This window comes from Sphingobacterium mizutaii (genome assembly GCF_900187125.1).
Lineage (GTDB): Bacteria > Bacteroidota > Bacteroidia > Sphingobacteriales > Sphingobacteriaceae > Sphingobacterium > Sphingobacterium mizutaii.
This window is the reverse complement of the sequence record NZ_LT906468.1, coordinates 2,969,859-2,993,496: the sequence shown is the minus strand read 5'-3', so window position 1 is coordinate 2,993,496 and position 23,638 is coordinate 2,969,859. Positions and strand designations below refer to the sequence as shown.

Sequence of the window (23,638 nt, the reverse complement as noted above, 5' to 3'; positions counted from 1 at the left end):
CTGATGTAATTATTAACTTATATTATTGCAATAGTAACACAACTTCATTCACGCAAAAAATGAAAAAACATAAACCAATCGAGCAGCTTCGACCTGAGGAAGCTCAGAAGCAATTTGCTTCATATTTTGAAAAAATAGCATATCGCAGGACTGTTTCAGAAGTATTTACAGATTTTATAGATTATGCGGTTTTAATGCTCAATATCAATAAAAAGGCTGAGGATTTTAAAGAACTGGAGAAGCGATACACAACTAAGGAAGAACATATTATGTTTTTTCAAATGTTTGAATTGATGGCTACAGCAAGTTTTGATTTTACCGATGCGTTGGGTGATCTATTTATGGATCTAGTAAGCCACGGTCATAATGGACAATTTTTCACTCCTCAACCAATTTGTGATATGATGTCAATTATGACTATTGCTCCGGACCAATTGGAGGATGGTAAATCAGTATTGGATTGCGCATGTGGTTCTGGCCGAATGTTATTAGCAGCTGCGAAAAGAAATCGAAATCTAAAATTTTATGGAAGTGATCTCGATCTGACCTGTGTAAAGATGACTTTAATTAATATGGTTTTGAATACCATGGTAGGAGAAGTAGCGCACATGGATACATTAACTCTACAACATTTTAAAACATATAATGTCCGCAAGGTATATGATCCAGGAACTAATCATTACCTACCTTATTATTATGAATCAAATGCAAATCCCTTTATAATTCAAAAAATTAAGGAATCAAGTGTTGAGGGCTCTGAAGAACTTAGTTCTGATCCGGTTGAAGAACTACTTGTTAATAAAAAGGGGCAGATTTTATTATTTTAAAATATTAATATAATTGTAATTTATATTAAAATAATATTATATTTGAGTATGAAAAAGGGGGTGGTAATTGGCATAGATCCAGATGTTGATAAGAATGGAATAGCTATTTATCAAAGAGAAAGCAAAACGTTGGAACTTTATGCCCTTTCTTTCTTCCAGTTATTTGACTTATTGGTCTCAAAGAAAGAACTCATCAAAGAAGTAATTGTTGAAGCATCCTGGTTGATTAAGAAAGCTAATTTTCATAACGAATCGAAAGGTGTTAGAGTTTCATCAAATATTGGTTCTAGGACAGGTGCAAATCATGAAGTTGGAAGAAAAATAATTGAGATGTGTGAGTATCTCAAAATTCCTTGTCAGGGTATAAGACCATTAAAGAAAAGATGGAAAGGCCGAGAAGGCAAAATTACTCATGAAGAGTTCTTTAAATTGACCGGATATAGTTTCTCAACCAATCAAGAAAAACGTGATGCAGGTCTTTTGGTTTGGGGTTATTAAGGTCAAAAGGAGGTCTTTTTAAATCGTTCATAATTTAGGTTTATAATTGGTTAGTGTGCCGGTGGTCGTGAGATAGCCGGCAATTTTTTAATCAAAAAAACTTAAAAATATTAAGACAGCTGGATAGACAGCAAATAGTTCATTTATTTATTAATTACCATTTACTAATGAAAAGATTTGTTGCAATTGCATTGATCGGAATTTTTCATTTATGATGGTTGGCACAGCGTACGCATCTTTTGATGAAAAGGTATCTATTGAGCTCAAAAAAGACTTGGAGAAGGTTCCGCATTTTGACCTTATCTGTAACGGAGTAAGTCCAGATGTTTCTCCAAAGTTTAGCAAAACGGTTACTTTACTGACAGAAGATGATTTGATTACCGGATATACTTCCGATATCACACCATCGGCCAACGATCCACCTACTATCAGAATGTTATAGGTGTAAATGATAAAGATATTAAAAGTGGTCAAATTCGACCACTTTTAATAATAGTTCTTAGTCAAAATATTCTTCAAGAAATTTTAAACCTGCATTATCTCTAATAATCCACCTTTTGAAAGAAGTAAATGACGATTTCTTGCTTAAATGCGATTTAATTTTTTCGAGCATAATTAATTTCAATTCTTTAGTATTTGAATCTTTTGTGTACTCAAAAAGATATTGTTGAAACTCTACAATATCTTTAAGTATCTCATCTCGTAGATTAGCAGATTCAATTTCTTTTAATGGAGTTGATCCATTATAAATTAAATCTAAAAGCTTCTTTGTTGAAATCGTTGTTGATTCACTGTCAAGAGCTTCGATTATTGGTATTTCTTTAGGAAAAGGTTTTATAATCAATTTTAATCTATTTTCTATATTCTGGTTAATATCAGTACAATCAATTATGTCAACGAAACCATCTCCTTTAGTAGAATTACAATGAACGCACGCCCAAAATAGATTTTTCCATCCAAATTTTAAATCTATATTCGATTTATGAGGTCGGAAATGTTCTACATTTAAAGAAATTGGATTTTTTGTACCGCATAAATAACATTTATTTGCAAAATCATTCCTAAGTCTTTCTAGGACATCACCACATTTATAATCGCCCGATGCTTTTGTTTTTTCATAGTTAAGGCATTCGGGATCGGGAGTAGATTTTTTAAAAAAAAGCATTAATTCAAATTTTCAGGTTTAGTATTTTGATAAATTCCTAATTCTAATAGTTTTGATCGTAATTCTAGCGCAAAATAAGTTGGAACATTTTCAAAATATTTTTTTAAATTAATAAGTTCGTAATGCTCATCATTAGTAAGATTGTCACGTTTTAATAAATCTTCATACCTATTTACTTTCTCTTTAATTAATTTTGAATATTTATCACTTCCAAAATAGCTTTCAATTATTGTATCATATGAATATGCGGATAAATCAGAGGTGACAATTTTTTTCTCTAAATCACAGATAGTAGCATTTTCAATAGAAGTAAGAACAAATGGAGAATGAGTAGATACTATAAATTGGATGTTTGGAAAAAAATCAATTAAAAAAGGTAAAATATTTTTCTGAAGATCTACATGTAAATGTGTTTCAATTTCATCTATTAGTACAATTCCATGGACTTCAAAAAGTAGATTTTCATTGTTACTCATTTTCATTAACAAATCCGATACAATACTTATTATACTTGCATACCCATCTGATAAAGAACTAAATTCAATAGGATTACCATCGATTATTAAATTAAAACTGAAATTAGATCTGTTAAAGTTTAGACTTAAACTATCAGATTCAAAAATAATTTTTAATCTATTTTCAAATGTATTAAACCAATTATCAATTTTTTCAACTGCTTCTAAATCTCCATCATCTCTCGCAAATGATCTTTGGACTTTTAAATTAACCAAATGTTGTAGAAATTTTTTATTTACCTGGTTGTCGAATTCAAAATTGCTTGGTTTAATAATTGATGTAACTTGAGTGAACTCAATATTTCTTCTAGCATCAAAAAATATTAAAAAAGGATTATTTGTGGTATAATCATCTTGAGAAAATTTAAAGGAAATATCATCATTATGATTTTTAAGTGACTCCTTTACTTCTTGTAAAGTGTGATTAGTATTAAAATCATTATTATATTTTTTCAACGATTCTTCCAAATTCTCTTTATAAGTCAATAGTTTTAAAAACTCTATATTCCCTCCACCACAGTAGTATTTCAAATATTCATATAATTTTTTCAAAAGATTAGTTTTTCCACTACCATTTTTACCTGTAAGAATTAGGTGCTGTCTTTTGTTTCTTGATAATGATATTAATAAGTTTTTAACATTAATAGATTCTTTGATGTTTATTTCTGTGATGAACGCTTGCATAATTTGGTTATTAATAAATAATATGAAATTGAATGTAAAAATATTGGTTTTTTACAAATTTTAAACCTCCTATTCTTCAATTTAATTTTTTGAATGACATATTCAATCATTATTATTAAAAAATTAAAAAACATATAAAATCTAATTATTAATACTTCAATAAATATTACTATTATATTTGTATTTATTGAAATATGTTAGACACTTTTATGAGCAAATCCGTAACCAACAGAGTAATAAAAACAGAAGAAATCAATTGGCGTGAGCTTAAATTCCTTCAGTCTGAATCCTTCAAGGAATTCACAAAAGAGGAGATGCAAAAGCTTAAGAATTCCATTCTAAGCAATAGTATTACCCAGCCCTTTTATGTTTGGGAATTTGAGGGAACATTGTTTTGTTTGGATGGTTTCCATCGAACTATTGCCAATGATTTATTACTAAGTGAAGGCCATTCAATTCCGGAATTGCTCCCAGCAACTTTTGTCCATTGTGAAAATAAACAAGAAGCTGCCAAGTTGGTGTTGCAATATTCATCGGTGTATGCGAAAGTTTCTCAATCAGGATTTGAAGAATTTCTCAATCAGTATGAATTGGACGCAAAAGAAATGCTACAAAAAATTGACTTGCCGGAATTTGATGATATTGATTTCTTATCAGCTCTAAATAAAGAAATTGGAGAAGCTACCGGAATTGAATCTCAATCCCTTCAGGATAAATTCTTAATTCCTCCATTTTCTATTTTAGATTCTAGGCAAGGATATTGGCAAGATCGTAAGCGATCGTGGAACTCATTAGGTTTTAATTCACAAGAGACCAGGGAGGACATTGAATTGATTGCTGAAAGTGGCCAATCCACTGCGATATACGATTTAAGAAATAAAATGCGTGAAGCATTAGGCCGTGATCCTGAATGGTCGGAAATTATTGCAGAAGCCAAAAAGAGGAAAATGCATATTTACGAGGGTGCAAGTATTTTTGACCCAGTTCTTGCAGAGGTTTGTTATAGATGGTTCTGCCCAGATGGAGGTTCTATTTTAGATCCATTTGCAGGAGGAAGTGTCAGAGGTCTTGTGGCAGCATATCTTGGTTATTTCTATGATGGAATTGATTTAAGAAGTGATCAAGTAGTTGCAAACGAGAAACAGGCATTAAGTTTAAATTTGAATAAGAATGCAAATTGGATTGTTGGTGATAGTAATGAAATACTTAATCAAAAATTAGAAAGAAGGGACTTCATTTTCTCATGCCCACCTTATCATGACCTTGAAAAATATAGTGAAGATCCTGCGGACCTCAGTAATATGGAATATGACCAATTTATTGATATTTATCGCAGTATTATTTCAAAAGCGGTTTCTCACTTGAAAGATAATCGTTTCGCATCTTTTGTTGTTGGTGATATTCGAGATAAGGATGGGAATTATAGGAACTTTGTATCTGATACCATATCGGCATTCCAAGATGCTGGAATGAAACTATATAATGAAATAATATTGGTGAATGTTGCCGGTTCTTTACCTATGCGAATGGGGAAGCAATTCCCAAAATATCGTAAGGTTGGGAAAATGCATCAAAATGTACTTGTTTTCTACAAAGGGAATATTAAATCAATTCCGGAAGAAATAGGTGTACTTACAAATGTTGAAGATAGTTTGAAAGCAATTGAGATATAGAAACTAAAAATATTAGTATTTTCGGGAAAAACAACCCCAAATACAATGAATGAACATTTAAGTCTAGCAGATTTGACCATGAAAGAAAAAGTACTTGATTATCTAAATGGACAATTAGATATTAAACTTGAGGCTATTAAATACCATGAAAGTGCCGATCTGATGTCTCCGGAAGATTCATCCCAAGGTTCTGTTTCAGTTAGGCAATTTACTAGACTACAATTAGAAAATGAAATAACCGAGTTAAGGCGACATATTGCAATTATTAAGCTTCTATAATGCCAAAGGAGACAAAAGCAGATAAAAACGAGGTTCTTAGAAGAATATCCATAGTTCAACAGATGATCATAAAAGGTTTCTCAAACAGGGAGATCGAATTTTATGCTAAGGAGAATTGGAATATAAATAGGACAATGACTCTTAACTATGTTAAAAGAGCCAGGACTGCTTTTGTCGATACTTTGAGTGAGGATAGTGAGCTAGATCTGTTTACTGGTATTGAGCAACGACTTTCCCTTTTTAGAAAAATGGAAAAACAAGGCGATAATCCTAAATGTGCGGATGTTGCCTTGAAAATTTTACAGGATATTTCAAGGCTAAAAGGTCAATATGTCGAAAGAGTCAAAGTCGAAAAACCAGACGATGAAATAGATCCATTAGCTCCAGTTAATTTGACTGTCAATGTAATTGAAAGGAGTAGCTTAGAAAATGCCGACATTCAGCGAGCCTCAGAAGAAAGTCCTGTTTAGCCGACAGCCGGTAACCCTTAATATGGCAGGCCAGCGTGTTGGCAAATCCCACATGATCGGTTTCAAGTCCGGGTATTATGTAAAGAACTTCCCAAAAATGAGGGGAATGATTGCTGCAAATACTTATAAGCAGCTTTCTCAATCAACCTTAGTAGCTGTACGGAAAGTTTGGAAGCAAGAATTTGGAATAACAGAGTACGATCGCACTAGAAATCCTTCTGGTGTTTATGTGGTTAATAAAAAACCACCTGCTCATTTTACTATTAACGAAGCTTATGATAGGTATGATGGTATTGTTTCATTTCGTAATGGAGCAATTATCTATATAGCATCTTTAGATAATTATGAAGCGCATGATGGAAAGGAATTAGGATGGGCAGAATTAGACGAAACTAAGGATACTAAAGAAGAAGCGTTAACTTCAGTTATCCTTGGTCGGATGTCACAGCCTGGATTATTTGTAAATGAATTAGGTGAACTGGTCTACCTCGAAGAAGGGACTGATGAATTTGAACCTTTCAATCCGGTTTGTATCAACACATCACCAGCGGTTGCTACCCCTGAATGGCTGATTGATATGTTCAATCTCCATAAATATGATGCAGAAATTCTAGAGAAGATAACTGCCTTTCCGGATTTCTTCTACAAAGAGATTGACGGCAAAGCCATTGTTATTTATTCTACACATCACAATGCTCATAATTTACCAAGAAACTATATACAAAATCGGTTAAAAACATTAACAAAAGGTGATGCATTAAAATTTGTATATGGTTATCCATTCAGTCAAACTGGAGGGGAGTTTTACGACGAGTTTGATCGCTTGCGACATGTTCTATCGGTTCCTTTCGTTGAAAATAAACCAGTTCATTTGTCATTTGACTTTAATGTTCTTCCATATATGACCATGCTATGTGCTCAGGTTGAAACTTTAACTAAATGGGTGGATAGCGAACATAGATACTTTGATAATTTTTCTGAAGGCCATAGACTTGTTCAGGTTATGGAGATTAGGTTCTTTAAAGAATATTGTCTTAAATCTCCGCAAAATGATGTAAAGGGAGTTGTGACCCAGTTTAAAGCAGACTATTCCGGCAAAGTGAATACCGTTTTTTACTATGGTGATGGATCAGGACATAATCGAGTGCCTGGAAAAGGGGAATATCGTATTTATGATGACGTTGAATTTGAATTGCATGGTTTGATATTTAACGCCTCAGACAGGACTATGAGACGTAACCCTTCGGTCCTGAAGAGAAGAAAATTTATTCAGGAGATTCTAAAAGGTGGAATTCATCATGTAATTATTCGTGTGGATTCAGTTGGTTGCCCTGAGTTAATAAAAGATTTTCAATACTTAAAATTAGGATCGGATGGTAAATTAAAGGAGGTCGTAAAGGATCCGGTTACTAAGCAAACATATCAAAAATATGGACATACAACTGATGCAATGGAATATCTTATATGCGAGCTTTGTGATAAACTTTTTGACGCTTAAAATATAAAAATAATTGTATTTTATATTAATATATTTGTGTAAATAAAAACATTATGCTTTCAATAGATCAGGCCAAGGAAATTATAATCGACGCAATTGAAAAGAAAACTACCCATACTAATTACCTACGTGTATGCAATTTAGCGAAACTTTATGCACAATTAATTACTGGGGAATCGATTACTGATTTACTTAACCGGTATGAGCGTCGTGAAGATAAGGAGGCTTTTAAACAAAGGGTTGAGTTAACAATTACAACAGTCGAAGCTCTATCAAAATCAGTGATTAATCCTTTTGAAAAGGTGCTGCGTACTGATCCATTAGTAAAACGCATTGAGTCAAAAGATGAGAGAAACATCGATATACTTTCAGACAAGCTCATGATCTTCTATAGTTCCGAGAATCAAAACAGCGGTTTAGACTATTGGTTGCAAACTCGCTTCAAATCTCTTTCGTTTCTAGATCCCAATGCTTTTGTTGTACTTGAATGGGACTCATTTGATAATAACTATGAAAGAGCTTCTCCTTATCCTTATGAAATTCCAGCAAGTCAGGCAATCAATTTTGAATATAAAAATAATAGCCTTCAATGGATCCTTGATAAAAAGCCTATTAAATATATTGATGAAGAAAAGAAAAAAAAGGATGGCTTCAAATTCACATTTTACGGAATTGGTTTTGTTATCGCTTACGAGCGTGTAAATAATAAATATACACCCCAATCCAATGAGGTTATTTGGGAATCTCAAAGTGGAGATAAATATGCGGTAAGAGAGCATAATACTTTATTAGATGTAGTCCCTGTTTTTAGCATTGGTTATTTAGGTGATGAGCGAACTAAAGAAGTAACATATGTTAATCCTTTTCATTCTGCCGTGCCATATTTCAAAAAATCAATCAATTTAGATTCAGAGGCAGATCTTTCAAAAACACTTCATGCTTTTCCTCAAAAATTTCAGTATGTTCAGGCGTGCCCTGGAACTGCTGCATCTCCTTGTCGTGATGGCATGGATACAGATGGACAGGCTTGTCCTTCTTGTAAAGGCTCTGGGATCGCTGTTCATACGAGTGCTCAGGACGCTGTGTATATGCCTATTCCAAAGAGATCAGATGATATGGTAGATTTAGATAAATTAATGGTATACAAAGCTCCTCCAATAGATTTATTAAAATTCCAGGAGGAGATTCTAGATAAATACGAACAAAAAATTCATGCCACCGTATTTAATACTCTTTCATTGATTAAGAAAACGACAGTTGCCACAGCTACTGAAAGAGATCAGGATATGGATAATGTCTATGATACTTTGCATCCTTTTTCTGAAAAGATTACGGCAATTTGGTCCTCTATTGTTCAAATGATAGCCAAAATCACCGAAACTTACACGGATGATTTGGTAATCGATATGAGGTATCCTAATGATTTTAAGCTTAAAACTACTAGCCAATTGATTGCTAATCTTAAAGAGGCCAATGATTCCGGAGCGCCTTCATTCGTCCGTGCTAAAATAAATGATGATATCGCTGAACAGACATTTGTGGACCAGCCTGAAGAATTTGCAAAATATCAAGTTAAACAATTGTTTTATCCTTTTCCTGGAAAAACTGAGGGCGAGGTCGATTCATTATTATCATTGAACTTAGTTCCTTTTAGGGATAAATTATTGTTCGCAAATTTTGAACGTTTATTTAGAAGAGCAGAAAAAGAGAATATGGGTTTTTGGCAATTGAAATTTGAAAAGCAAGAAGCAATCATTGAGAAGTTTATTGATGAATTGGAAATTGAATTAAAGCCAAAACCAGAATTGATAAGCCTTAATACTTTGAGCGATGACGGTATTTGAAGCTAAGGCTAAATTGGAAAGGATTTCCGAAAAACCTGATTGGATCGAGCAATCTGTAAAAGAGTTGAATAGTTTGGTTGTCAATAATCAAAATAAATTTGCTTATGATTTTCTCATTGCTCTTGTTGAAAAGATTGAGCTGGAAGAGCATAAAATCATGTATTCTTCAAAAAATAAAAAGCTATTGCTAAAGTTGGATAAAATGATGGAGGATATTAAATCAAAAACTTTCAAAAAGGTTTTGATTAAGATGATTTCAAATGTGAAACATATCCTAAATGAAAACATAGTTTATTATGGATCCATAACTGCAGACAAGAAATTTTTTAAAGCGACAGCTGACCAGATAAATGAAATTGTTTTTAATAGGCTTGGCTTTGATAAAAATGGAAAAATTGTTCGTGAAGGATATATGCAGGGTCTGTTTGATTCTCCGGAAGTGGGTGAAAAGCTAAAAGATTTTGTGCGTCAGGGAATGGCTTCAAAATCTGAATTTGAATCATTCCGCAAAGGATTGAGAACTCTTATTGAAGGTGAACCGGACAGGATGGGCATTTTTGAAAGATTTTACAGGAATTATGCGTATGATACCTATTCTCAAGTCGATGCATTACAAAGCAAATTATTATCTGAAGAACTTGAATTAAAATATTTTATTTACAATGGAGGTATTATTAAAACTTCAAGATCGTTTTGTATTAGAAAAAATGGCCAGGTTTTTTCGACAGATGAAGCGAAAAAATGGGAGAGCGAAGAAGACAATAACGCAAAGCCACCTAACTACGATCCTTTGATTCATAGGGGCGGTTATGGTTGTCGGCACTCGATTGATTATATTTCAGAAGAAATGGCATTTGCCTTACGGCCGGACCTTGTTATATAAACCTTAAATTTAATAATGCAAAAAAAATATCGTTAAATTTTAGTTTTTAATCATCGAAATCCATAGATCCAAAATCTTCTCTCCAACTTTGGACTTCATTTCTTCCTTCATTTAAATTATCTTCTATATCTTGATTAGATTGGTTAATTCTAGCTTGAATATTATATTCATCCATTTCATATTTTAACCTATCTAAATGTTCTTGATACTTATTTTGAACTGCTTCTAAATATTCTTCCTTGAAAATTTGATTATAGCTGAGGTTGTACTTTTCTTCTAATTCATTTAATACGTTTTTTATTGATACAGGCGTCCAATTTCCTTGATATTGATCTATAGATTTTAAATCTAATCTTAAATCCGATTGAGCAATGAATCTGGGGTTACAGATACTTTGATTTTTTATCCCAAAATGAATATATCTCATCATTTGATCTAAGTTTTTATTCCAATGATAAATTATCAAATAATTATTGCTGTTTTGAATATTAACTTTTTTCCGATCTGGGGACATTGGACCTTTATATTCTTTGGCATTATCGAAGATTTTAGAAAGAAAATAATTCTTTTTTTGAGTTATGATTTTTGCTTTTTCAGTTGTTTCTAAAGCATGAAAGTCATTTGGAATATATTTATGAGCGCTGTACTTTCTAGGCACTTTATTGAAAACTTCATTATGAGCGGTTAATGCACTCGAATAATCATAATTTGGATCATTGTAAATGAGAAAATCAATTACAGTATTAATATTTAAAATTTCAACTAAAGCTTTCCAAGTTGCAGGCTTTAAAATTTGGGGATTTTGGACATAAAATATATTAATCATATTTGGTTTTTATAGTTAGCAAATACTAATATAAATTATTAAAAATTGAAATCAAATATTGTTTTCCATTAATAATAGCAATCATTTTAACTATAATAATTTGTAAATAAAAAATATTAATATATTTGTATTAAATATTTATAATCTAATATTATCCATATGGAAGATTTAACAAAAAACAAGAAGGATTCCAAGAATGCTGATACAGCTAAACAATTGGATATTGAAAAGCAACCATCTACAAACTTAAATCAAGAGACCGACCTAGAAAAGGAACTGAAAAAAGAATTGGACTCTTACAAAAAAGAAAATGCTGATTTGCACAGGATGTTGGAAGGGAAGGAAGTAGAGGTTGAGGATTTAAGGGATTCGTTAGATAGCAAAGAATTATTAGTTAAGGATTTAGAAGAAGCTCTTAAGGTTGCAAATGAGGCTATCGAGAATTCAAAAGTAATTATCGAAGAATTTGAAAATGCTTTTCTCAATAAATCAGGTTTAAATTCTTCTAAGCCAATCGAAAGTACCGATATAATTGCTGTAAAAGGAGATCAGGAACGAACATTTCCGAAACCTGCCTGGGATTCATTGCCAGCAGATAAAAACGGATGGCAGATTAAAGTTGAAACTCCAGAAGAAGCGAAGTAATGGCTGGTGAAAAATTTAGAATTAAAAATGTCCGCTCCAAGGTTGAGTTGGATGTTACTCCTAAAGAATGGGAAACCATTCAAGCGAATGATCAAATCGCAAAAAACTATGTTGTGGTATCTGCTCCAACAATCAAAGTAAATAAACCAACAACCGAAGAAACAAAATAATTCATTCCTATGAAAGGATTACAAATATTACTGGCGGGATTGCTGACGACCGTTTATAAGATGTCAGATGAACAAGTTGCTGCTCTTGTTGCAAAGGCAGATGGAGAGGATTTCGATGCTCAAGCTGAATTGTCCACGATTTTAGAATCAGATAAAGGACGAATTTCCACTTTAAAGACTGATGCTTTTAATGATGGCCACAAGAAAGGGAAGTCTGAAAGTCTTAAGGATTTGGAAAAACAGATTAGAGCGGATTTCAATTTGAATGATGAAAACCTTAAAGGAATTGATTTGATTAAAGCTGTTCACGCTTTAGATCGACAAGCTGGTAAAAATGGACTTACCGATGATGATATTAAAAAGTCGTCGCTATATATCCAGTTACAAAAGAAGCTTGATGATACATCTAAAGAAACAGAAACTAAAGTTTCCGAAGCTGTTAAAGAAGCGGAAACTAAATTCAATCGTGAAAGAACACTTTCTTCTGTCAAATCCAAAGCCCTTGAAGTATTTGAAGGATTAAATCCAGTTTTATCTGAAGATAAAGCGAAAGCAGCTAAACAACGTGAGGTATTGCTTCGTGAATTGGAAGGATACGACTATGACACTACTGAGGACGGTTCATTTATTGTTAAAAAAGATGGCAAAGCATTAGGTGATGATCATGGAAATCTGATTGATTTCAATCAATTGGTGAAAAATACTGCTTCAACCTATTTTGACTTTAAACAATCTTCTGCTCGTGGTAGTGAGGGTAATAAATCCGGAGGTTCTTCAAATGGAACTGCTTTCGTCCCTAAGAATGAAGCTGAATACTTGAAATACATTTCAGATACCAATAATTCAGTTGAAGATAGGGGCGCAGTTAGAGATGCTTGGCAAAAGCAGCAGGCGTAACTGTTCACTTAAAAAAATAGATTAAAATGGCAGCAGGAGAATTCAATAAAACCGCGCTAACAGAATTACAACTCCGAATGGAGGAAAAATGGTACGATAAAGTTAAAAATCGTGATTATAACCCTGATTTGGCAACGGCCAAGGTTATAAAGGAGCAACAAACAGCTACAGTGAAAGAAATTGAAGATGAATCTTTGGATCGTCAGGTTTCTGTCAACTGGGTTGATTTCTGTCAAGACAATTCGGATGATACCGTTACCGATGATGATTCTTGTGATATCGTTGCTACTGAACCTGAAAGCAAATCGAAACTTGAAGCAATTGACACTTTTGTTGAAGATTCTTTCAAGGTTAACGAAGAAAAGTTCCGTGGTAACTTTATTAAAATGGAGGAAGCTATCGCTGTATCATTGATGGGTGTTGAAAGGAACCTGATCAATAAGCTAAACAAAAAACTTGCAGCTAAGCTGTTGACGTTCGGAGGAGTTAATCAATATGCTGGAGCCGGTACGATAGGTACAAATGTTGGAGGCTACACTGAAATTCCTGCTGCAAATTTCACAGCAGAAGGTTTTTTCCCTTACCTACAACAAGCTGGTGTAATGAACAAGTTTAGTTCATTATTGGTCCTAGATGGAGGCAATCTTTTTCAAGATAACTATCGTTCTAAGAAGTTCTTGGGTAACGATGATGGTAAAGCTGCTGCTTCCATGTATGGAGATTTGACATATCGCAATGATTTGTTTGGTTTCAATGCTAATGCAATGCAAGATGTAACCATCGTTCTTGATCCTGGATCAATTGCATTCGGCTCAAAGTCTCGTTTCCCAGAAACACCAAGAGAAATTAAGAATCCATCTGTTACTCGCTATTCTGTCCCTTCAAACTACATCCCTGGTTTGAGGTACGATGTAACCTACAAAATGGAGTGTATTAATGGTAAGATCTGGCATTCTTGGAATTATAAAATCCGCACAGGATTGTGGTTAAATCCTATCAGATGTAATGAAAACATCACTGGTGTTTTACTTTTCAAGAAGAAAGCAGCAGTATAAAGAATATCGTTAGTATTAGGGGTAGTACTATGGTTGATTGGGGGAGGGCAGAGCCCTTCCCTTTTTTAATACTTAAAAAATGGAATGTTTAGATAAAATTATAGGAATATCAAATACTGAATGTGAATGTGCTTCTCAAGATGTAACACCAGATGATAAAATAAGCAAATCAGGAATTTATCTCGATGAAGTCGAAGGTGGTCTGAAACTATCTGCTATTGGAAAAATTGATTGCCAGGATTTCCTAACAAAATCTAGGTCAGCACGTAAGCGTGCAACCGATCAGTTTATAGAATCTATTTTAGCTCAATACGCAACCAATGGAGGGTATGCTAATAAATTCCAAAAATTTGATGGCCGTATCGGAAAAACTAATCATTTAAGAACTTTAAATGGCCTTTCAAGATTTGTTGGATTAAGACTTAGAACTAGGTTATTAAGGAGTTCCTCTATTAAAATTTCCTCAATTGGATTGATTTGGGGAAGTGAAGTTAATGTCAGCATAAATGTGTATAAAGGGTATTCCCAAAATGAGGAACTATCCATTGTAAAAACGTTTGAAATTCAAACTATTACTAATATTCAATCAACACATAAATTGGATGAAATATTGGAACTTCCTCTTTACGATGAAAAAAACATATCAATAGATTACTACTTTGTTATTGATACTTCCTTATCAGGATTTCCGAGAGACAACCAAGCAACATGTTCTTGCGGAGGTATGGAGAGAATTTTAAAATCTTATTTATCTATTGGAGGTGTTCAAGGGTCTTCTTTAGATAATTTGAGAAGCAGTTCCGATCAAATATATTCTTATGGTATATATGTGGATGCTAAGATTGATTGCACCTCAAAGGAATCTATTTGTAACCTTTTGGAATTAGATGAAAGCAATACTATTGCTCATGCTATTGCCTATAAAGCTCAAGAATTTCTTATTGAGGAAGTTATGTCTTCTGGAAAGGTTAACAGGTTCACTATGCTTACAAATGAGCATATGTGGGGAAAACGAAATCATTTTAGGAAAGAATTTGATAATCGAATTTTGTGGTTAGCTCAAACGTACCCATTTGAAAAAATTAATGATTGTGTTGGATGCGATGATTCTAACATAATGTATAAAGGTCTAATTAGATGAAAGAATTAGGTGAATTCATTGCAAAGCTTGAAAGTGTAATAAAAGAACTTCCAATTGAAGCAGAAAATATTGCAGTTGAAATGGCATTGAATCAAAAAGGTTATGTGGTTCGTAGAATCCAGTCAGAAGGTATACCGGGAGAAAGCTATTCTGAAAAAGGAGTGCCGGCTTATTTATACTCAAATGATAAATGGTCAAATTCTTACGCTCGAAAAAATAGTGGTTTTGATAGAATGATTAAGAATAAGAAAAAGTCAGGTGAATTGGTTTCTTGGAAGGATGTTCGTGAAGCAAATGGTCATCAAACTAATTTTGTTGATTTTACATTTACAGGTAGGACCTTTCAAAATCTAAAAGTAGTTTCAATTGAAAGAAGTGGATTTGTAGCAAAAGCTTATTTGGGATCAGATAATCCTGAAGTTTCACAAAGATTATTTTACGGTTTTAAACTATACGGTGATTTCCTTTATCCGAATGAGGATGAAAAGAGGTTTCTTAATGGAATAGCAAATAAAATGTTAGACAAAGTTTTTGAAAAAATAAAATTATGAATGTTCTAATTGGCAAAATAATAAAGGATCTTCTTACTCCACTTCCTTATTTTGATAAGGGTGCTGGGTTAGTTCAAACTATTACTAAGGAAGATAATAGCGGATCAGGAAAGGTAAAGCAGGTTAGATTTCCTATAGAGGTCGATGTTGCTGAAGAGAAAAACGCAATTGCCTTTGTGCCTGATGATTCTATAAAAGGCATGTTTTATGTCGAAGATGGCGGCTCAAAACACGAAGGAAATAACGATTGGACATCTGACATAACTTTAGTTTGTTGGCTATGTCCTAAAAAAATTGCTGGAAATGTTGAAGCTGTATCCGCTAATGCAATGGCTGACATTATGAATATTTTTAAATCATTCCAGAATGTAGCTCCTGTTACCAAGTTGAAATTTAACGTAGTCTCAAGTTCAATTCGTAGCGCTTCAATATTTTCATCATACAGCTATCAAGAAACTTATTCTCAATATTTAATGCCTCCTTTCGATTTCTTTTCGTTGAAAATAAAAGCATCATTTCGATTAAGTAGTAGCTGTCTTTCACCTTTAATACCAGCTGACCCATGTTAGAATTATTGTTATCCCTTGTTTTTTGGTCGATGGTGGCTTTTTGTTGCTCAATCGTTGGCTATGTGTTCACTTCAATTCTAATGTATGAAGATGTGTTGAATTGGTATGGCCGTTTAATTGGAAAGCTTCCAGAATGGTTAGGCAAGCCATTAGGGCTTTGTTCTATTTGTTTTACAGGGCAATTAACATTGTGGGTTCAAATATATTATTGTCATAAAATGGAAGATTTTGCCAATCTTATATTTTTTCCTTACACGATTTGTTTAGCTATTTTCTTGGCTTATAAATATAAATAAATCAATATATAATAATATTATACTAATTTTAATCTATGAAATTAAAACACCTAAATATCCAGGACAAAACCTTCAAAGCAAATGGAAAGAATTACCAAATTGAAACTGGTGATATATCTATTGAAAGATGGTCCAAGTATGAGGAGTTTACTTTGGAACTTCAATATGGGGTATCTCAGACTGAAATGTTCCAGAATTGGATGAAAGTAACGCAGTTGGCCAATGAATTAAAATTCACTGACATTGCAGTTTTGGCTAATAACATGCAAAATGGATTAATGAACGTTTTTGATAGGCAAATCGTAGCATTGAAAATTTGTGCTCTCTTTATAAATGAAGAAAAAGAGAATAGAGGTATTATTTCTGATGATATAATCAATAATAAAATTAATGATTGGTCAGAGGAGGGATTTTCAATAGGTCCTTTTTTTCAATTAGCTCTCGGTTTTTCAAGGCTTATCAATCAGATCTCAAGCACGCTTACCCCAGAATCTTTAGCAGTGATAGAAAAGCTAAATCAAACGGGAATAACGAAATCCGATATCTAAAAGGCTCAATAATCGAGGGCAAAAAGAAATGGATTGACCTATGGTCAATGATGGCAGATAACGGTGTCAAGGACTTTGATTCTCTAAAGGCTACCCCAGGAATGGAATTTTGGCGTTTGTACGAAATACTTCAAAAAAAGTTGGAAAATAAAAATAATAAAACAAATAAAGCAAAATAGAAATGGCATCAGGAGAAGAATATAAGGTACCGTTTTCAGTTGATGTAACGCCAGTTGTATCTGAATTTAACAGAATAACAGATTCTGCTAAGGAAGTTCAAAAGGAGTCTGCTAAGACAAAAGATGCAATTTCGGAAATGAATAAGGAAATTGTTTCCGGAGCAGAAAAAACGAACAAAGCTTTATCAGAACAGGCTCAAAATACAGTTGCCTTAAAGAAAGTGGCGGAGGAGCGTGCTAAAGCGGAACGTGTTATGGTTCAGGTTTTTGATGAAGTTTCCAAAAAGCAGAGTGAAGGAATTAAACTGAATGATCAAGCCGCAAAGGCAGTAAAAGCCTATAGCGAAAACTTATCCTATTTTAAGGATGCTCTAAAAACAGCCACAGATCCAACACAAATTCAAATTCTTTCCAAAAGTATGGAAAGACTTAGAGATAATATCATTTCTGCCTATGATCGTTCGGCTAAGGCAATTACCCCTATGAATAAAAAACTTGAAGAGGCCGGAAACTTAACAGATAAGTTGTCCGATTCAATTATGGGTTCATTTTCCACAGAAGAACTTGATAAACTATCCAATGACTTGAATAACGCCTCTGGAGAGATGGAGCAGTTAGGTGCACTGATTGATTTTATTGCTTCAAAAATGGAAACTATGGATAAAGATTCTGATCTATTCAAATCTCTGACCACCGATATTGAAGAAGCAAATAAAATGTTAGGAAGAACATCTGAGGAGTTTGATATCGCTAGTTTATCTTCGGACCAACTTATCGACAGATTGAAGTACTTAAAAGATGCCCTTCAGGTAGAAACGAACCCCCAAGAAATAGTTTCTCTAAATAAGGAAATTGAAAATACAGAGGGTCAATTAAAGAGAATAAAAAATGCCGGAAAAGACGGTTTTGACGAACTTGGAAATAAATTGATCCCAGCAGCAGAAGAAAAAGTGAAGACTTTAGGTTCTGAGTTGGAAGGAGTAATACAACAGTTGGCAAGAATGAAATCTGAAGGGCTTGGCGATACCCAAGATTATGATGATTTGATGAATAAAGCAACTCAGTTAAAACAATCTATCAAAGGGGTAAACGATGAACTAAAACGAACAGCAAGTGAAACTCCGACACTGGATAGCTTGATTGAATCCGGAACTTTGATCGCTTCTGCCTTTAATATTGCTCAAGGTGCAGCAGCTTTGTTTGGTAGTGAAAATGAAAATCTAGAAAAAACGATTGCTAGACTTACTGCCGGCATTTCCATCCTGCAGGGGTTACAACAAATTCAAATCGAACTTAAGAACAAAGAATCTGTTGCAAATAAAGTTTTGACAGCTAGCCAGGCATTATACACTACAGTTGTTGGAACTTCAACAGGGGCATTAAAAGTGTTTAGAATTGCACTGGCATCTACTGGAGTTGGATTAATCATTTTGGCCATTGGGGCATTGATAGCCAATTGGGACAAATTAACGGAATCCGTAAAAATGTCTGGTCCTGAAGCTGAGAAATGGGGTCAAAAAATTGATAAACTTAAAGCTATTCTATTTGGAGTTGGAAATGCTGTATTGCAGTATTTAATTGGTCCAATCAAAATGCTTTACACATTATTTACTGATGGAGCTGAAGCAGCTGTAAATAGTTACATCGATTCGATGAACGTTATCAAAAATTACAATGCAGGATTTATTTCTGAAATACAAAATCAAAATGATGCTGCCCATAAAAAGAAATTAGAGGCTCAAAAAATATCTTTAGAACAAGAAATTGAATTAAAGAAAGCTGCAGGTAAAAAAACTGTAGAGCTGGAAAGGGCATTACATTCAACCAATTTAGCTCTTACAAAGGCTGGAAGTGACGAGCAGAAGGAAGTAATGCATGAATTTCAGGTTTGGCAAGCTAAGGCAAATAAAGATGCTGCCGATGAAAGGAAAAAAGCTGCGGAAAAAACTGCAAAGGATTCAGAAGAAGCTGCAAGAAAAAAAGAAGAGGAATACAATCGGATCCGTGATTTCAACAATAAATTGAAAGATCTAGAATTTGAAAGAAGTGAATCTTCCATACGTCAGATGAAAGATGGAGCAGAAAAAGAAGCAGAGCAAGAGGAATTAAGATATAAAAAAGAATTAGAAAATTTAAAGCGTGACCTTGAGGGATTTAAAGGCTCTGAGGAGGAAAAGGCAAAATTAATTTTATCACAAAATGCTTTAAAAGAAGAGCTGAAAGAAGAGCATATTTCAAAGTTATGGGCAATTGATGTTGAATATTTTGACAAGATGGTCGAAGCCCAAAAAGAGGCTGATAAGACGATTTTAAAATTAAATGGTGAAAATCAGAAGTTAGAGCTTGAAGAGCTTGATGAGAAGTACTCTAATTTATCTAAAAAATATAAGGAGGCATACGGTTCTGAAAGAGATTTTACAGAAGAGAAAATGAAGGAAATTGCCGAGATTAAGTTAAAGTATGGTCTCCAGGAATTAAAAGACCGAGAAGATATTGAAACTGCGAGAATTTCACTTGTAAAGATAAATGGGAAAACTGAGGAGGAGGAAGAGAAAATACGTGAGGCAATGAAATATCAAGTTATGCTTGATGCTGCTGAGGAAAGGTTGGATCTATTAAAAAGTGTAGGTGGAAAGGAAAATAAAGTAGCGATTGCTCAAACAGAGGCTCTAATTGCAGAATTAAATCTTAAAATTGGCAAATCAACCACCAAGAAAAAAACAAATGTATTTCAACTCTTGGGTTTGGATATAGAAGATGTTGAAGCTAGACAAATCGTTGAAACATTTAAAAATGTATTTGATCAGATAACAGAAGCTTGGATAGATTCAATTAATCAACGCATCGACGCAAAACAAAAGGAAATTGATTCTTTAAACAATCAAATATCAGATGTTGAGTCTGCTCTTAATAAAGAATTAGAGCTTCAAGAAAACGGGTATGCGAACAATGTGGAAGCAAAAAGACAAGAACTTGAACAATTGAAAATTCAACGTGAAAATGAAATCCTTGAAAAAGAAGCTCTTCTAAAAAGGCAGGCTGAAATACAAAAAGTTCAACTCATTGCGGATTCTGTTGCTCAGACATCTTCAATGATTACCGCTTCAGCAAATATTTTCAAAGCATTTTCAAGCATACCTTTTGTGGGTGTACCACTCGCAATTGCAGCAATTGGTGCAATGTGGGGTGGTTTTATTGCTTCTAAAGCAATGGCAATGAAATCAATTTCGGACGCTCCAAAATTTAGACATGGTGGAAAATTTGTGCTTGATGGTCCAAGTCATGAGCAGGGTGGTTTGGGTGTATATAATGAAAAAACTGGAAAAAGAGTTGCTGAAGTTGAGGGTAATGAGGGATTTTTCGCAATAAATAGAGAATCTACAAAAAAATATATGCCCTTTCTTGAAGCTATAAATAATGACGATTTAAGTAAAGTAGGAAACTTAATGGATGATTTAATCCAAGATACTGGTGTGGTGCTTCCTGATCACGATAAAACCGCGAAAGTGATAGTATTATCTAAGATAAATAAAGATCGTGAGGAAACGTATAAAGACGCATTATTAACTTTCTTAGAGTCTGAAGACTTAAAAGATATCGCTAGAACAAATCGGAGTTTATTTGAAATTGAACGGAAACGAAAAATAATAACCGAAACAAATGATTTCATAATAATCCAACAAGGAAATACTACTCATAAAATAAGGAAAAATAAAAATGCAGTATAAATATTTTATCACAGGCAGATCTGGCACTAGACAGGTTTTTCCAAGTAATGATGGTACTTTGGAAAAGACATATGAAAAGAAATCAAATCGATCTGATTTTTCACAAAAATTAAAGGGAACGATTGTTCTCCTTGGTGAAGATTTTAAATGGATTTATAATCAAGAATTATTGATTTATAGATTTGATCCATTGGTTATAAAAATTCATAAATATTGTGATGGTGGTTGGAATGAAAACTGGTTTGAAGGAATAATCTCATTAAATTCTGGAGAATGGGATATTGACCATTGTAGGGTTGAGTTGTCAATTGATAATTATGATAAATATGAATGCTTTGATCTAGGTGGACAAACGGAGTTGATTTTGCTAAATAGTATTTACCCTAAGGTCAACATAAAACCAGTAGACGGAAATATTGAAAGTGAATATTTTCAGAAATTCATAGGACCAAATGATGACCAAGATTTTTATTATTTTCCTGGAGAGGTAAATCCGGGACTGAAAGGTTGGACAATTGTTGAACGAAGTTATAAATCCTATAGTTTTAATGAAGGACATGGTTATTCGGGAGATTTTTCAATCAAATGGTCAAGAGAAGTTATTTCAGGTGATGACTCATTACTTGATTTAGGATGGATTAGCATTGGGTCTGGAAGGTACGCTCGCTCACCTATTTTATACGACTACCAGCGTGACCCATATGATAGGTATGACCCTAATTCATGGGGTGAAAGTAATAAAATCTTGACGTCGGTTATAGATAATGGTATGGCTCTAAAACAGATATTTGAACAGTTCCTTCAAATAATTTGCCCAGATCTGCAATTAAAGTCCGATTTCTTTCAATGGAATCCTCAGACAATTTCTACTATTAATTATGTAACTGGTAAATTAAATAAACTTACAAACCTGGTTTTATTCCAAAAGTCTGATATTAAAAGACCTTTCAACACAGGAAATGCTGGATCACCTACTGGAACATCCAGTCTTATTAAGTTTTCTGATTTACTTCAAGATATATGCAATATTTTTCAGCTTGAATGGGAGATAACAGATGACAAAAAATTCAAGATTGAACATGTGTCGTTTAGAAGTAGAGACCAAGGTTTAGATACTACGATAAGTGAAAATTCCATTATAAATAAAGCTAATCGGAAATACAACTATGATAATGAAGGAATACCGAAAAGAGAGATTTTTAGGTTTAAAGATTCTTCTTTCGGTGGAGATTTTGAAGGAAGTCCAATTTTATATAATAATCCAATTGCAGGAAAGGATAAGGAAGAAGAAACCTATGATATCAAAAATATTACTACTGATGTAATGCTCTGCCTTACAAATTCATCATGGGACAGCAAAATTGTTTCTGATGATGGATTTGTGCTTATTTCATGTACTCCTTTATTCGGAATCTATAGAGAACAATCTATAAAAGGGGGAAATAATATCAATAATCCCTTAGCGTGGGCTCAATTGCATCGGGATTTTTGGCGCCATAATAGGTTCATGCTCAATTTCAAAATGAATGAGGCAAACACATTGGCTCTTTCTGTAAAACCAACAAAAGTTCAAGAAAATGTAAAATATCGGATGTGTTGTGGTTCAGATTTCGACACAGAAGGATTAATTAAAACGCAATTAGGCAATAATGGTATTCTTGAATCAGCTTCATTCAATTTATTCAAAGAAATAATCGAAATGAAAATCTCTTTTCCGGCTGAAGGAAAACTCGAAGATAACTTACCTCCGGAAGCTGTAAATGATAATGCAGAAACCTATAAAAATCAACCTGTGATTATAGACGTGCTGGCTAATGATATTGATCATGATGGGGTTATTATTCCATCAACATTAAATATCAATTCTGTTTATCCAGGCACTGCGACTATTACAGATGATTTCAGAATTCGATATAAACCTGAAAATGAATATTTGGGTGAAGCAAGAATTTGGTATACAGTAAAAGATAACTTTGGGGAAACTTCAAACCAGGCCATAGTTACCATATTAGTAAAGGATGGAACTTCTGTTCCTGTTGCAAACGGCAATAGTTTTAAGATTGCAAAAAATCTTGAATTGAAGGCTCCTGCCGGATCTGCCCAAAAAAATGATACTGCAGCAACTCAAATAATTGTTGTAGCCGAAAATAAAGCAACCGATCAGGGAGGAACGGTTGTATTAAATAGTAATGGATCGTTCTCTTTTGTTCCTGCACATGATTTTGTTGGTATTGATACTTTCTCATATAAAATACGCGATACATTTAATAACGAAGCAACTGGTACCATAACAATTGAAGTTTTTGAACCTTCCCCAATATATGTTTCTCTAATTATTGATGATGATCGAAGGATGATTTCAGAACACTGCGGATCCGGAGGTTCTTCAAATGTTGGTGATGAAACTGTTTCGGAGATAACAATTTTACTTTGGTCCGATAATCTTGGAACTATTCCTTTAGATGCAACTGGATATAATTTGGTCGTAAAACTTAAACAGAAATTCATTGATTACAAGTATAACACAAGTAATGAATATGTGATGTCTGTATCAATCGCTAGTGGAGTATCCTATAAATATGCCCAAGAATTTACAACACAAAGGGAATATTATGGCTGTGATTTTAATGGTATTCAAGAAAATTATGAATATCAATTCAATATTGAACCTGATTCAAAATATACAATTATTTAATT

Annotated in this window: 24 protein-coding genes; 21 read left to right on the top strand and 3 right to left on the bottom strand. The window is 33.4% G+C overall.

All coding sequences use genetic code 11. The features are described from left to right. The first annotated feature begins 59 nt into the window (after positions 1–59). From CKW03_RS12930 to CKW03_RS12920, 3 genes are all read left to right on the top strand, one after another. Positions 60–827, top strand: a complete 768-nt coding sequence (locus CKW03_RS12930) for an N-6 DNA methylase (RefSeq protein WP_093097541.1) — start codon at positions 60–62, stop codon at positions 825–827. Between the two features lie 42 nt (positions 828–869). Next, the gene (locus tag CKW03_RS12925; RefSeq protein ID WP_169919006.1) at positions 870–1,325 is read left to right on the top strand and encodes a hypothetical protein; all 456 of its coding nucleotides are present in this window, start codon (positions 870–872) and stop codon (positions 1,323–1,325) included. Between the two features lie 211 nt (positions 1,326–1,536). After that, positions 1,537–1,767, top strand: a complete 231-nt coding sequence (locus CKW03_RS12920) for a hypothetical protein (protein ID WP_093097537.1) — start codon at positions 1,537–1,539, stop codon at positions 1,765–1,767. 57 nt (positions 1,768–1,824) lie between these two features. Here CKW03_RS12920 and CKW03_RS12915 read toward each other — a convergent pair whose 3' ends face one another. Beyond that, entirely contained in the window at positions 1,825–2,490 is a 666-nt protein-coding gene (locus CKW03_RS12915; RefSeq protein WP_093097535.1) for an HNH endonuclease, read from the bottom strand. Next, a complete protein-coding gene (locus CKW03_RS12910) occupies positions 2,490–3,689 on the bottom strand; it encodes an AAA family ATPase (RefSeq protein ID WP_093097533.1) in 1,200 nt (399 codons plus the stop codon). Before CKW03_RS12910 ends, CKW03_RS12915 begins: the two co-directional genes overlap by 1 nt. Positions 3,690–3,898: 209 nt before the next feature. On the opposite strand from CKW03_RS12910, the gene CKW03_RS12905 reads away from it, so the two are divergent. The 6 genes from CKW03_RS12905 (at position 3,899) to CKW03_RS12880 (ending at position 10,336) form a co-directional block, all read left to right on the top strand. Next, positions 3,899–5,362 (top strand): hypothetical protein, encoded by a 1,464-nt coding sequence (locus tag CKW03_RS12905; RefSeq protein ID WP_093097531.1) that lies wholly within the window; start codon positions 3,899–3,901, stop codon positions 5,360–5,362. A 45-nt stretch (positions 5,363–5,407) separates the two neighbouring features. Beyond that, a complete protein-coding gene (locus tag CKW03_RS12900; protein ID WP_093097530.1) occupies positions 5,408–5,641 on the top strand; it encodes a hypothetical protein in 234 nt (77 codons plus the stop codon). Further along, a complete protein-coding gene (locus CKW03_RS12895; protein WP_093097528.1) occupies positions 5,641–6,111 on the top strand; it encodes a hypothetical protein in 471 nt (156 codons plus the stop codon). Before CKW03_RS12900 ends, CKW03_RS12895 begins: the two co-directional genes overlap by 1 nt. A gap of 106 nt (positions 6,112–6,217) precedes the next feature. Further along, entirely contained in the window at positions 6,218–7,609 is a 1,392-nt protein-coding gene (locus tag CKW03_RS12890) for a hypothetical protein (RefSeq protein WP_139185460.1), read from the top strand. A 53-nt stretch (positions 7,610–7,662) separates the two neighbouring features. Then, positions 7,663–9,453: a hypothetical protein gene (locus CKW03_RS12885; RefSeq protein WP_093097525.1), complete on the top strand. Its 1,791-nt coding sequence runs from the start codon at positions 7,663–7,665 to the stop codon at positions 9,451–9,453. After that, a complete protein-coding gene (locus CKW03_RS12880) occupies positions 9,440–10,336 on the top strand; it encodes a hypothetical protein (RefSeq protein WP_093097523.1) in 897 nt (298 codons plus the stop codon). The genes CKW03_RS12885 and CKW03_RS12880 overlap by 14 nt, the downstream gene beginning before the upstream one ends. A 46-nt stretch (positions 10,337–10,382) precedes the next feature. On the opposite strand, the gene CKW03_RS12875 is transcribed toward CKW03_RS12880, so the two are convergent. Next, positions 10,383–11,162: a hypothetical protein gene (locus CKW03_RS12875; RefSeq protein WP_093097521.1), complete on the bottom strand. Its 780-nt coding sequence runs from the start codon at positions 11,160–11,162 to the stop codon at positions 10,383–10,385. A gap of 159 nt (positions 11,163–11,321) precedes the next feature. Here CKW03_RS12875 and CKW03_RS12870 point away from each other — a divergent pair, with 159 nt between their 5' ends. The 12 genes from CKW03_RS12870 (at position 11,322) to CKW03_RS12830 (ending at position 23,636) form a co-directional block, all read left to right on the top strand. After that, entirely contained in the window at positions 11,322–11,807 is a 486-nt protein-coding gene (locus CKW03_RS12870; RefSeq protein ID WP_093097519.1) for a hypothetical protein, read from the top strand. Then, positions 11,807–11,977, top strand: a complete 171-nt coding sequence (locus CKW03_RS20455; RefSeq protein ID WP_157739514.1) for a hypothetical protein — start codon at positions 11,807–11,809, stop codon at positions 11,975–11,977. The genes CKW03_RS12870 and CKW03_RS20455 overlap by 1 nt, the downstream gene beginning before the upstream one ends. Positions 11,978–11,986: 9 nt before the next feature. Beyond that, positions 11,987–12,874, top strand: a complete 888-nt coding sequence (locus tag CKW03_RS12865) for a hypothetical protein (RefSeq protein ID WP_139185459.1) — start codon at positions 11,987–11,989, stop codon at positions 12,872–12,874. A 26-nt stretch (positions 12,875–12,900) separates the two neighbouring features. Beyond that, positions 12,901–13,929, top strand: a complete 1,029-nt coding sequence (locus tag CKW03_RS12860) for a hypothetical protein (protein WP_093097515.1) — start codon at positions 12,901–12,903, stop codon at positions 13,927–13,929. A 79-nt stretch (positions 13,930–14,008) separates the two neighbouring features. Then, positions 14,009–15,070, top strand: a complete 1,062-nt coding sequence (locus CKW03_RS12855) for a hypothetical protein (RefSeq protein ID WP_093097514.1) — start codon at positions 14,009–14,011, stop codon at positions 15,068–15,070. Beyond that, positions 15,067–15,621, top strand: a complete 555-nt coding sequence (locus CKW03_RS12850) for a hypothetical protein (RefSeq protein WP_093097512.1) — start codon at positions 15,067–15,069, stop codon at positions 15,619–15,621. The genes CKW03_RS12855 and CKW03_RS12850 overlap by 4 nt, the downstream gene beginning before the upstream one ends. Next, positions 15,618–16,190 carry a hypothetical protein gene (locus CKW03_RS12845; RefSeq protein WP_093097511.1) on the top strand — a complete coding sequence of 191 codons (573 nt, stop codon included), beginning with the start codon at positions 15,618–15,620 and terminating at the stop codon, positions 16,188–16,190. The genes CKW03_RS12850 and CKW03_RS12845 overlap by 4 nt, the downstream gene beginning before the upstream one ends. Further along, the gene (locus tag CKW03_RS20450) at positions 16,184–16,486 is read left to right on the top strand and encodes a hypothetical protein (RefSeq protein ID WP_093097510.1); all 303 of its coding nucleotides are present in this window, start codon (positions 16,184–16,186) and stop codon (positions 16,484–16,486) included. The genes CKW03_RS12845 and CKW03_RS20450 overlap by 7 nt, the downstream gene beginning before the upstream one ends. A 35-nt stretch (positions 16,487–16,521) precedes the next feature. Then, positions 16,522–17,034, top strand: a complete 513-nt coding sequence (locus tag CKW03_RS12840) for a hypothetical protein (RefSeq protein WP_093097508.1) — start codon at positions 16,522–16,524, stop codon at positions 17,032–17,034. A gap of 47 nt (positions 17,035–17,081) precedes the next feature. After that, positions 17,082–17,213: a hypothetical protein gene (locus CKW03_RS20775; RefSeq protein WP_261772006.1), complete on the top strand. Its 132-nt coding sequence runs from the start codon at positions 17,082–17,084 to the stop codon at positions 17,211–17,213. Between the two features lie 2 nt (positions 17,214–17,215). Next, complete coding sequence (locus CKW03_RS12835; RefSeq protein ID WP_093097507.1) at positions 17,216–20,941, top strand: hypothetical protein; 3,726 nt, start codon at positions 17,216–17,218, stop codon at positions 20,939–20,941. Continuing rightward, complete coding sequence (locus CKW03_RS12830) at positions 20,931–23,636, top strand: Ig-like domain-containing protein (RefSeq protein ID WP_093097505.1); 2,706 nt, start codon at positions 20,931–20,933, stop codon at positions 23,634–23,636. Before CKW03_RS12835 ends, CKW03_RS12830 begins: the two co-directional genes overlap by 11 nt. The last annotated feature ends 2 nt before the right edge of the window (positions 23,637–23,638 follow it).

Coding starts and splice junctions, on each gene's coding strand:
- CKW03_RS12930 (WP_093097541.1), top strand. CDS start 60: ATGAAAAAACATAAACCAATCGAGCAGCTTCGACCTGAGGAAGCTCAG.
- CKW03_RS12920 (WP_093097537.1), top strand. CDS start 1,537: ATGATGGTTGGCACAGCGTACGCATCTTTTGATGAAAAGGTATCTATT.
- CKW03_RS12915 (WP_093097535.1), bottom strand. CDS start 2,490: ATGCTTTTTTTTAAAAAATCTACTCCCGATCCCGAATGCCTTAACTAT.
- CKW03_RS12910 (WP_093097533.1), bottom strand. CDS start 3,689: ATGCAAGCGTTCATCACAGAAATAAACATCAAAGAATCTATTAATGTT.
- CKW03_RS12905 (WP_093097531.1), top strand. CDS start 3,899: ATGAGCAAATCCGTAACCAACAGAGTAATAAAAACAGAAGAAATCAAT.
- CKW03_RS12900 (WP_093097530.1), top strand. CDS start 5,408: ATGAATGAACATTTAAGTCTAGCAGATTTGACCATGAAAGAAAAAGTA.
- CKW03_RS12895 (WP_093097528.1), top strand. CDS start 5,641: ATGCCAAAGGAGACAAAAGCAGATAAAAACGAGGTTCTTAGAAGAATA.
- CKW03_RS12890 (WP_139185460.1), top strand. CDS start 6,218: ATGATTGCTGCAAATACTTATAAGCAGCTTTCTCAATCAACCTTAGTA.
- CKW03_RS12885 (WP_093097525.1), top strand. CDS start 7,663: ATGCTTTCAATAGATCAGGCCAAGGAAATTATAATCGACGCAATTGAA.
- CKW03_RS12880 (WP_093097523.1), top strand. CDS start 9,440: ATGACGGTATTTGAAGCTAAGGCTAAATTGGAAAGGATTTCCGAAAAA.
- CKW03_RS12875 (WP_093097521.1), bottom strand. CDS start 11,162: ATGATTAATATATTTTATGTCCAAAATCCCCAAATTTTAAAGCCTGCA.
- CKW03_RS12870 (WP_093097519.1), top strand. CDS start 11,322: ATGGAAGATTTAACAAAAAACAAGAAGGATTCCAAGAATGCTGATACA.
- CKW03_RS20455 (WP_157739514.1), top strand. CDS start 11,807: ATGGCTGGTGAAAAATTTAGAATTAAAAATGTCCGCTCCAAGGTTGAG.
- CKW03_RS12865 (WP_139185459.1), top strand. CDS start 11,987: ATGAAAGGATTACAAATATTACTGGCGGGATTGCTGACGACCGTTTAT.
- CKW03_RS12860 (WP_093097515.1), top strand. CDS start 12,901: ATGGCAGCAGGAGAATTCAATAAAACCGCGCTAACAGAATTACAACTC.
- CKW03_RS12855 (WP_093097514.1), top strand. CDS start 14,009: ATGGAATGTTTAGATAAAATTATAGGAATATCAAATACTGAATGTGAA.
- CKW03_RS12850 (WP_093097512.1), top strand. CDS start 15,067: ATGAAAGAATTAGGTGAATTCATTGCAAAGCTTGAAAGTGTAATAAAA.
- CKW03_RS12845 (WP_093097511.1), top strand. CDS start 15,618: ATGAATGTTCTAATTGGCAAAATAATAAAGGATCTTCTTACTCCACTT.
- CKW03_RS20450 (WP_093097510.1), top strand. CDS start 16,184: ATGTTAGAATTATTGTTATCCCTTGTTTTTTGGTCGATGGTGGCTTTT.
- CKW03_RS12840 (WP_093097508.1), top strand. CDS start 16,522: ATGAAATTAAAACACCTAAATATCCAGGACAAAACCTTCAAAGCAAAT.
- CKW03_RS20775 (WP_261772006.1), top strand. CDS start 17,082: ATGATGGCAGATAACGGTGTCAAGGACTTTGATTCTCTAAAGGCTACC.
- CKW03_RS12835 (WP_093097507.1), top strand. CDS start 17,216: ATGGCATCAGGAGAAGAATATAAGGTACCGTTTTCAGTTGATGTAACG.
- CKW03_RS12830 (WP_093097505.1), top strand. CDS start 20,931: ATGCAGTATAAATATTTTATCACAGGCAGATCTGGCACTAGACAGGTT.